The following is a 12,499-nucleotide window of genomic DNA, read 5'->3' on the forward strand; positions in this document are numbered from 1 at the left end:
AATTATAAAAACAATACAAATTAAATATCATTGTTTTTTTTTAAAATTAACATGTTAAGATAAATTATTTTTTTAAAAAAAATGATAAATGGATAAAATTAATAAATTTAGTAAGGAGATAACAGAAAATAAGGAATTACCTGCAGCACATGCTATGCTCTATGCAATAGGAATGAAAAAATCAGATTTTAATAAAGCTCAAATAGGAATAGTTAGTAATTGGTATGAAAGTAATCCATGTAATATTCATTTAAATAAATTATCTAAAGAAGTAAAAAAATCAATCATTAATAATAATTTAATAGGATTTCAAATTAATACTATTGGTATAAGTGATGGAATTACTATGGGAACATTAGGGATGAGATATTCATTACCTTCAAGAGAAATTATTGCAGATAGTATAGAATCAGTTATTTCTGCTCATTGTTATGATGGATTAATTGCAATACCTGGTTGCGATAAAAATTTACCAGGTGTAATAATGTCTATTATTAGACTTAATAGACCTTCTATTATTATATATGGTGGTAGTATTTATTCTGGAAATTATAAAGGAAAAAAAATAGATATTATTTCTTCATTTGAAGCTTTAGGAAAAAAAAATATGAATAAAATTTCTAAAAAAGAATATTTTAATATAGTAAGAAAATCTTGTCCAGGTCCTGGAGCATGTGGGGGGATGTATACAGCAAATACTATGGCTTCCATTTTAGAAGTTATGGGAATGACATTACCATTTTCTTCATCTTATCCTGCAAATAGTATAGAAAAAAAATTAGAATGTAAAAAAGTACCTTTTTATATAAAAAAATTATTATCCAATAAAATCTATCCAAAAGATATTATTACTAAAAAATCTATAAAAAATGGTATAAAATTAGGAATATGTTTAGGTGGATCAACTAATTTAGTTTTACATATGTTAGCATTAGCTAAAACTGCCAATATAGAAATTTCTTTAAAAGAAATACAAAAGTTTAGTGATCAAGTTCCATTAATAGGAAATCTAAAACCTAGTGGATCATATCTTATGGAAGACATTCATTCCAATATTAGAGGTATGCCTATTATTATTAAATATTTAATAAATAACGGTATAATATCAGGCGACTGTTTAACAGTTACTGGAAAAACATTATATGAAAATGTAAAAAATGTTTCCGATATTAATTTTAATAAACAAAACGTTATCTTTTCTTTAAAAAATCCTATAAAAAAAAATGGACATATAAGAATATTATATGGTAATATTGCCCCAGAAGGGTCCGTAGCAAAAATAACTGGTATAGAAGGAAAAAATTTTGTAGGTAAAGCTAAAGTATTTGATTCGGAAGAAGAAGCAAATCGATGTATTTTTAATAATAAAATTATGCAGGGAACAGTGATAGTTATAAGATATGTAGGACCAAAAGGAGCTCCGGGTATGCCAGAAATGTTAAAACCTACATCTTATATTATGGGTAGCGGATTAGGAAAAAAAGTAGCTTTAATTACAGATGGTAGATTTTCAGGGGGATCACATGGATTTGTAGTAGGACATATATCTCCAGAAGCTCAATCTGGAGGATTAATAGCTTTAATAAAAAATGATGATATTATAAAAATAGATGCTGAAAACAACAAATTAATATTAGAAGTAGAAGAAAAAGAAATAGAAATAAGAAAAAAATTATGGAATCCTCCTCCATTAAAAGTAAAAAGTGGTTATCTATATAAGTATTCAAAATTAGTATCATCTGCCTCTAATGGATGTATTACAGATTAATTATGGAGAAAAATGTATTTCCCGGATCTGAAATAGTTATTAAAACATTATTAAATGAAAATGTAAAATATATATTTGGATATCCAGGAGGTGCCATAATGCCAATATACGATTCTTTGTATGATTATAAACATAAAATCAAACATATTTTAATGAGACATGAACAAGGAGTAATTCATGCTGCACAAGGTTATGCTAGAGCTACAGGATGTGTAGGGGTTTGTTTTACTACATCTGGACCAGGAGCTACTAATTTAGTAACAGGATTAGCAGATTCATTAATAGATAGTACTCCCATTGTTTGTATAACAGGACAAGTTTCTTCACAATTCCTTGGTACTGATGCTTTTCAAGAAATTAATATTATAGATATTTCTATTTCAGTTACTAAATGGAATATTCAAGTATTAGAATCTACTAATATATGTAAATCTATTCAAAAAGGATTTTTTATTGCAAAAAGTGGTAGACCAGGTCCAGTATTAATTGATATTACTAAAGATGCTCAATTAAATATGTCAAAATTTTGCTTTAAAAAAATAAATAAAATTAGAAATTTTTATCCATGTCCAATTATAAAAAAAAATAAAATAGTAAAAGCGGCACAAATTATAAATAAATCCAAAAAACCAATTATATTTTCAGGACAAGGTGTTATAATAGCTAACGCGGAAAAAGAATTAAAAAAATTTATAGAAAAAACAAGGATTCCAATAGCTTGTACTTTATTAGGATTAGGTTCAATCTCTACTACACATGATTTATATGTTGGAATGTTAGGCATGCATGGTAATTATGCTCCAAATATTTTGACTAATGAATCAGATGTAATTATTGCAATAGGAATGCGTTTTGACGATCGAGTTACAGGAAATGTTAAAAAATATGCAAACCAAGCAAAAATTATTCATATTGATATTGATAATTCTGAAATAAATAAAAATATATCATGTTACATTTCTATTGTAGGAGACTGTAAAGTTTCTTTAAAGCAATTAACACAACTTGTGAATAAAACGAATCATGAAAATTGGAAAAAAAAATTTTTTCTTATGAAAGAAAAAGAAAAAAAAATAATAATAAAAAAAGATTTATTTCCAATAAAAAAAACCATTACAATGGGTGAAGTAATAAAATGGATTAATTTATATAAAAGAAAAAATTCAATACTTGTCACTGATGTAGGACAACATCAAATGATAGCTTCAAGATATTTTAATTTTAATTGTAGAAGAAGTCAAATAACATCTGGGGGATTTGGTACTATGGGTTTTGCTTTACCAGCATCAATAGGAGCAAAATTTGGATCAAAAAATAAACAAATAATATGTATTGTAGGAGACGGGGGGATTCAAATGACTATTCAAGAAATGGGTACTATACTAGAAAATAATTTATCTATAAAAATTATATTGTTAAATAATAATTTTTTAGGTATGGTACGTCAATGGCAACAACTTTTTTTTAAAAAACGTTATTCTTTTACGAAATTAAAAAATCCTAATTTTTTAAAGTTATCGGAAGCTTATAGTATAGAATATAAAAAAATATATAAGAGAAATGAACTAAAAAATTCTATAAAAAAATTGTTTTCTAATGATAAAAAATCTTTTTTTTTAGAGATTTTAGTTTCAAAAGAAGATAATGTTTTTCCTATGATTCCATCTGGATCCTCTGTAGAAGATATTCGTATGATATAATAATTTATGAGTTTTTTATGGAAATTGATTTTAGTATAAAAATACTCATTGAGGACAATATTGGATTGTTAATTAGGATTCTTATTTTATTAAATAAAAGAAATTTAAAAATTAATTATATGAATGTATCAAAAAAAAAATATAAAAAATATAATTTAAATCAATGTATTTTACATTTAAAATGTGAAAAAAAACAATTAATTAAATTAAAAAAAATTATTAATAAATTAATAGGAGTTTATTCTATATTTTATAATGAAAAAAAATTATTTAATAACACAATTTAAAAATTATGATAAAAAAAATTGGTGATGTAGAAGAAAATATTATAACCAGGAAAGAGTTCCCTTTAAAGAAAGCAAAAAAAATATTAAAAAAAGAAGTTTTATCAATTCTTGGATATGGAGTACAAGGACCTAGTCAATCTTTAAATTTGAAAGATAACGGATTTAATGTAATTATAGGACAAAGAAAAAATACTTTATCATGGAATAAAGCATTAAAAGATGGATGGATAGAAGGAAAAAATTTATTTCCTTTAGAAGAAGCTTCTGAAAAAGGTACAATATTATTGTATTTACTTTCAGATGCTGGACAAATATCATTTTGGCCAAAAATTAAAAAATATTTAACTAAAAATAAATCTTTATATTTTTCACATGGATTTGGTTTATCTTTCCAAGATAAAACAAAAATATATCCACCTAATAATATAGATATTTTTTTAGTTGCTCCAAAAGGATCAGGAACTAGTTTAAGAAGACTTTTTAAAGAAGGAAAAGGAATTAATTCTAGTTATGCTATTTATCAAGACTATAGTGGAAAAAGTTTAGATAAAGTTCTATCTATTGGGATAGGAATAGGTTCTGGATATCTATTTGAAACAAGTTTTAAAAATGAGGTTTATTCTGATTTAGTTGGAGAAAGAGGTACGTTAATGGGAGCTATTCAAGGAATATTTTATGCACAATATCAAGTATTGAGAAAGAATGGACATTCTCCATCAGAATCTTTTAATGAAACCGTGGAAGAATTAACTCAAAGTCTAATGCCATTAGTTTCAGAAAATGGAATGGATTGGATGTATTCCAATTGTTCAACAACTGCACAAAGAGGTGCTTTAGATTGGTGGAAAAAATTTAGAGATATTACATTACCTATATTTGAAGATTTGTATAAAAAAGTATCATCTGGTCATGAAGCAGAAAGAATTATTTTATATAATAGTGATAAAAATTATAGATATAAATTAAAAAAAGAATTAGATAATATAAAAAATAGTGAATTATGGAAAGTTGGAGATATTATACGTAATTTACGACCAGAAAAAAAAAGTGATAAAAAATTTTAATAAAAAAATTAATTTTTCTTAACTAAATATAGTTAATCTAATTTTTTTTAAAACGTTTTGATATATAAAATACTTAAAAAAATAAAATATTTATTTAATCCTTATTTTATAAATAATTTTATTAAATAATTTATTAATTTTTCCAATTAATAAAAAAAGAATCAAATAACTAGATATCAGTTAATATACTATGATAAAAATTATATTTTAATTCTGAATAAAAATAATATTTTTATTAATTTTAGTAATATAAAATTAAATTATTTTTTATATAATTTATTATAGAATCTACTATTAGTATCAAAATTTTTTATAAAAATCCATTATAAAAATTTTATATATAAAAACATAATTCATACATATGAAAAAATAAAAATAAATTTTTTATTTAATTTAATATTTTTAATGACTATTTAAGTATACCCACGACTGGATTTGAACCAGCACATCCTTAATTTTTTAGGATACCACCCCCTCAAAGTGGCGTGTCTACCAATTTCACCACGTGGGTTAATAAATAGATATTTAAATAAAATTATTAAATAAATAAAAAAGAAAAACTAAATTTATACTTTTTTATTAAAAAAATTTTTAATATTTAAACAATTTTTATGAATATAGCAATCATAGGATATGGTAAAATGGGTAAAACTATTGAAAAAATAGCAACAAATAGAAATCATAATATACAATTATGTTACGATAAAACTCCTAATAAAAATATATTATTAAATAATTCTATTGATATAGTAATAGAATTTAGTCAACCTTATTCTGCATTTGAAAACATAAAAATATGTATAGAAAATAATATTCCTGTAGTATCTGGAACTACAGGATGGTTACAACAATTAAATGAAATTAAAAATATTTGCATAAAAAATAATGGATCTTTTTTATACTCATCTAATTTTAGTATTAGTATGAATATATTTTATGAAATTAATAAAAAATTATCAATTTTATTATTACCATTTTCAAAAAAATATGATATTTCTATAAAAGAAATTCATCATAAAGAAAAAAAAGATAAACCTAGTGGAACGGCTTTACATATCGCAAATGATATAATAAATATTGGGATGAAAAACTATTGGAATACTATAGATAATAAAAAAAAATTAATAAAAAATTATAAAAAATCTATTTTAATTGAATCAAAAAGATGTGAAAATGTAATAGGAGAACATATTGTAGATTATAAATCTAATATAGAAAAAATATCTATTAAACATAAGGCTTATAGTAGAAATATTTTTGCTATTGGTGCAATTATCTCTGCAGAATGGCTAATAAATAAAAAAGGATTTTTTTCAATGAAAGATATGCTAGGTTTATAAAATATTATGTTTCAATATATATTATTTCATCTTATTTTTTCAATTATTATAAATATATTTCATGTATTTATTACTTATAATTTATATAAAAAATATAATTTCAATCATAAAAAATGTTATATACCTTTTTACAATATTTTTATATTTTTACGTGTACAAAATAAAAAAAGTTGGTTTATATTATTTTTAATTAATCCACTAACTAGTATAATATTGTATTATATTTTATGGATTGATTTAATTCATTCTTTTAGAGAAAAAGAAGATAATAAACTATTTACTATAGTATTTGGAATATTTTATATTATTTATTTAAATTTTTTTATCAAAAAAAAATTAAAACTTATCAATAAAAATCACAATAATAAAAATCACAATAATAAAAATATTATATTACTTTCTATAATATTATCATTTATTATACATACTTATATCGTACAACCGTTCGTCATTCCCACATCATCTATGGAAAAAAGTTTATTAGTTGGGGATTTTATATTAGTTAGTAAAATAAATTATGGATTAAGAATGCCTATTTCGCCTATTTTTATCCCATTTTTTCACAATCGTTTATTTGATTATATAAATCATTATACATCTTTAATAAAGTGGCCATATTTTCGTTTTAATTCATTGGAGTCTATACGTAGAAATGATATAATTGTTTTTAATTATCCTCTAGATAAAAAAAATTTTTCAATAGATAGAAAAGATCATTATGTTAAACGTTGTGTAGGTATTCCAGGAGATATAATTTTTATTAAAAATGGTAAATTATTTATTAATTATATACAAGAAAAATTTTTTAAAGGTAGACAACAATCTTTTTTTTTTAAAAGAAAGATTCCATTAAATATTGAATATCTGATGAATAAAATGGATATCGAAGATATTGAGATGATAGGAGAATTTAATAATGAATATTATTATCAAATAATGTTAAATGAAGAAAATAAAAAAAAGATATGTAAATTATTTAATAATTTAATTTTATTAAAAAAAAATATTACTCCTTATTATATATCAGATAAAGTTATACAACCTAAAAAACAAAAATATGTATGGAATAGAGATTTTTTTGGGCCATTTTACATTCCAAAAAAAGGGGATATTATTGAAATAAATTCAATAAATAGTTCTTTATATAAAAATATTTTTTTATACGAAAAAGGAAAAATTTTTTATAAGAAAAAAAAAAAATTTATAAGAGTAATGAATAATTATTATTTTATGATGGGAGATAATAGACATAATTCTTATGACTCTCGTTATTGGGGATTAGTACCAGAAAGTCATATAGTAGGAAAACCTATATTTATATGGATGAGCATTGATTGGAATAGAAATAATCCTATAAATTTTTTTCATTGGAAAATTCGATGGGATAGAATTATGACAACTGTAAACGGTAATAATATATTTTTATATTTATTTTTTTTATTCTTATTATTATATATGATCCATAAAACAATATATAAAATAATAAATAGAAACAATAAAAATTAATAAAAAATTTTTCTTAAAAATAATGATCCTATAAAATAACCGGATAAAATTCCTCCTATATGTGCAAAATGAGCAACTCCTGGTGATATATTAAAAATAGTAGAAATAAAACTACCAAAAACAAAAATTAATAATGCTTTTCTAACTTTTATTGGAAAAGGAAATGGTAATATAAAAATTTTATGTTCTGGAAAAATTCTTGCAAATGCTCCTACTATACCACTAATTGCACCAGAAGCTCCCATCATAGGAGAATAAAGTGAATTATAAATAAGAATTTTTTTTTCTTCACTTAAATAATTAATAATATTATTGATTTTATAAATATTTAGGGTTTCTATAAAATAGAATATTAAAATAGTATTAAATAAAATTTGTATAAAAGCAGCAATAATACCTGATAAAAAATATAGAATAATAAATTTTTTAAATCCTAGTAAAGATTCTATTTGTCCTCCAAACATAAATAACGCTAACATATTAAATATTATATGTAGAAAAAGATTCTTAGAATGTATGAACATATGTGTAAATATTTGATAAATATGAAATTTATCATATAATGGATGATATAAAGAAAATATATTTTCCATTCTATATTGAGGAAAAACATATATAGCTGTATATACTAGTATATTAATACTAATTAAATGTTTTACAGCATTAGAGTTGTAATTAAAATTTGTATAAAAATTCACTGTTTAAAAATTTTTTTAAAAAAACTTTTATTAAAAAAAATAACAATAGGTTTATTGTAACGATAAGTTTCATAAATTTTTTTACATAAAAAAAGATCTTTTACAAGATTAATCATTTGATTCTGATTCAATTTTAATCCATATTTGATATATGATAATTTTAATATAGATTTAATAATAATTTTTTCTATATTATTATCTTTTATATTTATAAAATTATTTTTCAATATATTCAATATATTTTTTATAATTTTAATTGAAGTATTTCTTGTTAATTTATTGGGAATAAAATCCAAATATAGACTTTCATTAGAAAAATATAAATGAAACCCTATATTTTTTAAATTATTTTTGAAATTATTAATCAAAATTAATTCATTTTTTGATAATTCTATTTTTATAGGCGGATTTATTTCTTTACAAACTATTTTCTTTTTAAAAAAAGATTCAAATAAAATATTTTGATATGCTCTATATTGATCTATTAAAATTAAATTCTTATCATGTATAATAATTATATATTTATTATCAATTTGATAAATTTTTTGATATATATTTTTACATATAATGATATTTTTTATATAATTATGTTTTAATTTTTCTGATTTATCATTTGTATCTTTAATTAATAATTCCAATTGATTAATTATATTTTTTTCATCATATTTATGATTAATAAATTTATCTTCATCATTGAAAATATTGTTTTCATTTTTATTATAAAAAGTAATGCTATCTGAATTATTAATATTATTTTTTTTTATTTGAAATCGATTAAATAAAATATTTTTAATTTTATTAGAAATCGTTAATCCTATAATTTTTTCATTTTCCATTTCTATTTGTACTTCCTTTTTTGTAGGATGTACATTCCAATTTAATAAATTGGAATTTATTTCTATAAATATGAAATAAGAAATAGTTTTTATATTTTTTATAAAATTTTTATAAGACCGAATAATATTTTTATGTAAAAAAAAATTTGTTATACTACGTTTATTTATTAATAATAATTTATATCCTTTTTTAGATGAATAATAATTAGGTATACTAATAAATCCTTTTATAATAAAATTATTTTTTTTTATAAAAAAATATTTTAATTTTTGATAATTTATTTTTAAAATTTCAATTATTCTTGTTTTTAATGAATCATTTTTATTTAGAAAAAAAATCATTTTATTATTGTTATAAAAACGATACGTAATATCTCTATGTGCTAAAACTATTTTATAAAATTCATTTATAATATGATTAAATTCTACATTAGAAGATTTTAAAAAAATTTTTCTAGAAGGAAATCGATAAAAAATATTTTTTACAGATATTCTAGTTCCTTTCTTCATATCTAATAATGTTTCTCTTTTTATTTTTCCATTTTCTATAAATAAATGTATTCCTAATAAATTATTACTTTTTGTTTGGATTTCTAATTGAGAAATCATAGATATTGATGATAAAGCTTCACCTCTAAATCCTTTAGTATTAATGTTATATAAATCTTTTGTAGATCTTATTTTAGAAGTAGCATACCTTTTAATACTCATTCTAGCATCAAAATGATTCATTCCATTACCATTATCTACTAGTTGAATAAGCGTTTTACCTGCATCTTTTATGAAAATATCTATAATTTTTGCATTTGCATCTATTGAATTTTCTAATAATTCTCTTAATACAGATGAAGGTCTTACTATAATTTCTCCAGCGGCTATTTGATTAATTATTTTTTTAGATAGTATCCGTATAGTATTACTCATTTATAAATTTTCATCTATAGATTTTTTTTTAATAAAGACATAATATCCAGGGGTAATTTTTTTTACATTTTACTCCTTTATTTTTATTTTTTATAACAGAACGATCAATTAAAATACAAAAAATAACCGGAAATATTATATATCAAATTAATATCTTCTATTTCTTGTAAAACTATTAATATTTAAAATGATATGTATCTTTTTTAATTATAGATCCTCATTACAATAATAGAATCAAAATAATAATTAAGATGTTATTTCTTTATAAAGAAAATATTAATTCTAAACTTACTAGAACTTTCCATTTGTTTTTTTCCATTTTTTTATATCAAGTTGAATTAAAATTTTATATACACTTTATTTATTTATTATAGATTCATTCTATGATGATATCATAATACCTAGTTCTTAAAAAAAATTTTTTATTTTTTATAAATTAGGATCTTTATTTTTATAACTATCGCAATTTATTCTCAATAAATGAAATATATTTTTCTACATTTTCTATATGTATAAAAATAGGATATTCATTTTCTATTTTTTTAAAAAAAAATTTAGATTTTTCATATTTTTTTTTATAAAAAAATAATAAACCTATTTTATAATAATATAAAGGTGTAGTAATTTCATTTTTACTTATATTAATAGCTTTATTATAATTAAATAAAGCATTATTAAAATCATTTTTTTGTAAAAAAGCATCTCCTATGATTCCATATTTTATAGGAGACATAATATCATCATTTACATTAAATTTTTTCATGATTCTTATACATTCACTATAATTTCCCAATTTATAATAACAAATACTCGCATAAAATCTAGCTAAATTTCCTGATTTAGTAAATGGATACTTAGATAAAACCCCTAAGAATCCTAAATAATTATTTTCCCTTTTTTTATTTAATGCTTTGTAAAACATTCCATTATATAAATATTTTTGTGCATAACTCAATTCATTTCTTGATTTTTCTGATGAATTTATAAAAATACTTCTTGAAAGAAAAAAAATGATAAATATTATTGTAACTGTAATATAAATATATATTCTATTCCTATATTTAAAAAACATTATAAATTTGTTTTATTAATTTTTTATTTTATTACACAAAATTTATTTCTTATAACTTCTATAGTTTTAATTCTTTTATTATCAATACTTTTTATTATAAAAGAATAATTTAAAAAATTTATTTTTTGTTTTTTTTTAGGAAAATATTTATTTATTTCCATAATAAATCCTCCTAAAGTATCAGCGTCTCCTTTTTTTTTTTCAAAAAAAATCTCTTCTTTTATATTCATGATACGATAAAAATTAATCAAAGATGTTTTTCCATCAAATAAATAATTATTTATATTTATTTTTGAATAAGACAGGTCTTCTTCATCAAATTCATCTACTATATCTCCTACTATTTCTTCAATTACATCTTCAAGAGTTACTAAACCACAGGTTCCACCATATTCATCTACTACAATCGCTAAATGTATTTTTCTTTTTTTAAAATCATTTAAAAGTTCATCTATTTTTTTTGTTTCTGGAACAAAAAAAGAAGGATGAATAAGTTGATTCCAATTAAAATTATTTTTATATATAAATGGTAAAAGATCTTTAACAAATAAAATACCTTCTATATCATCTATACTATTTTTATAAATGGGTACTCTAGAATAACCTTGATAACGGATTAATTCTAAAATATTAGAAAATTTTGTATTATGACTTAATGCAAACATATCTATTCTAGGAGTCATAATTTGATGTATTTCTGTTCTCCCAAAATCTACTATTCTTTGCAAGAATTGACTTTCTTTTATATTTTTTTTATTTAAAGTAATTTTTAATGCTTTTGATAGATGATTAATTGATACGAAACTTTTTTTTTTCATTATTATATTTTCTATAAATTCCGATATAAAAATCATAATATTACTAATTGGATTTAATACTTTCTCAAGAAAAATTAATGGTTTTGACATAAATGTAGAAAAACGAAGACTATTTTTACTTGCATATATTTTTGGAATTATTTCTCCAAATAAAACTAAAATAAACGTCATAAATACAACCTCTATCAAAAAATTTAAGGAAATATTAAAATAAATAAAATATTTTTTTTGTATAAATTTTTTTATCAAGTAGTTAATTGTAATTATAATTCCAATATTAGAAAAATTATTGGTAATTAATATTGTAGCTAATAATTTTTTTTTATTTTTAATAATTTTTAATAAAATATTTTTTTTATTATTATTAATATTTTTTTTATCAAGACAAAAAAAAGATGTTTCTGATCCAGATATTAAAGAAGAAAATAACAATAATAATATTGCTAATAACATATAAAATATTATATATATAATATTTTCATAAAA

The 12,499-nt window shown here is 20.4% G+C and carries 10 protein-coding genes and 1 tRNA gene; 6 read left to right on the forward strand and 5 right to left on the reverse strand.

Going from position 1 to position 12,499, the window contains the following annotated elements:
- Positions 1 to 88 precede the first annotated feature (88 nt).
- Genes ilvD through ilvC form a run of 4 tightly spaced genes read left to right on the forward strand, consistent with a single transcriptional unit; the run spans position 89 to position 4,819 of the window.
- Positions 89 to 1,768 carry a dihydroxy-acid dehydratase gene (gene ilvD / locus H0H33_RS00370; RefSeq protein ID WP_185877948.1) on the forward strand — a complete coding sequence of 560 codons (1,680 nt, stop codon included), beginning with the start codon at positions 89 to 91 and terminating at the stop codon, positions 1,766 to 1,768.
- A 2-nt stretch (positions 1,769 to 1,770) separates the two neighbouring features.
- Positions 1,771 to 3,468 carry a biosynthetic-type acetolactate synthase large subunit gene (gene ilvB / locus H0H33_RS00375; RefSeq protein WP_185877949.1) on the forward strand — a complete coding sequence of 566 codons (1,698 nt, stop codon included), beginning with the start codon at positions 1,771 to 1,773 and terminating at the stop codon, positions 3,466 to 3,468.
- 17 nt (positions 3,469 to 3,485) lie between these two features.
- Positions 3,486 to 3,755, forward strand: coding sequence for an acetolactate synthase (locus H0H33_RS00380; RefSeq protein ID WP_185877950.1), 270 nt, complete (start codon positions 3,486 to 3,488; stop codon positions 3,753 to 3,755).
- A gap of 5 nt (positions 3,756 to 3,760) precedes the next feature.
- The gene (ilvC, locus tag H0H33_RS00385) at positions 3,761 to 4,819 is read left to right on the forward strand and encodes a ketol-acid reductoisomerase (RefSeq protein WP_185877951.1); all 1,059 of its coding nucleotides are present in this window, start codon (positions 3,761 to 3,763) and stop codon (positions 4,817 to 4,819) included.
- A gap of 420 nt (positions 4,820 to 5,239) precedes the next feature.
- On the opposite strand, the gene H0H33_RS00390 is transcribed toward ilvC, so the two are convergent.
- Positions 5,240 to 5,330 (reverse strand) — tRNA-Leu (locus H0H33_RS00390).
- 100 nt (positions 5,331 to 5,430) lie between these two features.
- Between H0H33_RS00390 and dapB the strand changes: the two genes are divergently transcribed.
- Complete coding sequence (dapB, locus tag H0H33_RS00395; protein WP_185877952.1) at positions 5,431 to 6,159, forward strand: 4-hydroxy-tetrahydrodipicolinate reductase; 729 nt, start codon at positions 5,431 to 5,433, stop codon at positions 6,157 to 6,159.
- A 6-nt stretch (positions 6,160 to 6,165) separates the two neighbouring features.
- The gene (lepB, locus tag H0H33_RS00400) at positions 6,166 to 7,665 is read left to right on the forward strand and encodes a signal peptidase I (RefSeq protein WP_185877953.1); all 1,500 of its coding nucleotides are present in this window, start codon (positions 6,166 to 6,168) and stop codon (positions 7,663 to 7,665) included.
- Here lepB and H0H33_RS00405 read toward each other — a convergent pair.
- From H0H33_RS00405 to gldE, 4 genes are all read right to left on the reverse strand, one after another.
- Positions 7,662 to 8,363, reverse strand: a complete 702-nt coding sequence (locus H0H33_RS00405) for a rhomboid family intramembrane serine protease (RefSeq protein ID WP_185877954.1) — start codon at positions 8,361 to 8,363, stop codon at positions 7,662 to 7,664. The two genes, lepB and H0H33_RS00405, sit on opposite strands and share 4 nt — an antisense overlap.
- Positions 8,360 to 10,123, reverse strand: a complete 1,764-nt coding sequence (mutL, locus tag H0H33_RS00410; RefSeq protein WP_185877955.1) for a DNA mismatch repair endonuclease MutL — start codon at positions 10,121 to 10,123, stop codon at positions 8,360 to 8,362. The genes H0H33_RS00405 and mutL overlap by 4 nt, the downstream gene beginning before the upstream one ends.
- A gap of 457 nt (positions 10,124 to 10,580) precedes the next feature.
- Positions 10,581 to 11,195, reverse strand: a complete 615-nt coding sequence (locus H0H33_RS00415) for a tetratricopeptide repeat protein (RefSeq protein WP_185877956.1) — start codon at positions 11,193 to 11,195, stop codon at positions 10,581 to 10,583.
- Between the two features lie 23 nt (positions 11,196 to 11,218).
- Positions 11,219 to 12,466 carry a gliding motility-associated protein GldE gene (gene gldE, locus H0H33_RS00420; RefSeq protein WP_185877957.1) on the reverse strand — a complete coding sequence of 416 codons (1,248 nt, stop codon included), beginning with the start codon at positions 12,464 to 12,466 and terminating at the stop codon, positions 11,219 to 11,221.
- Positions 12,467 to 12,499: the final 33 nt, after the last annotated feature.

Source organism: Blattabacterium cuenoti (assembly GCF_014252415.1).
GTDB classification, from domain to species: domain Bacteria; phylum Bacteroidota; class Bacteroidia; order Flavobacteriales; family Blattabacteriaceae; genus Blattabacterium; species Blattabacterium cuenoti_Y.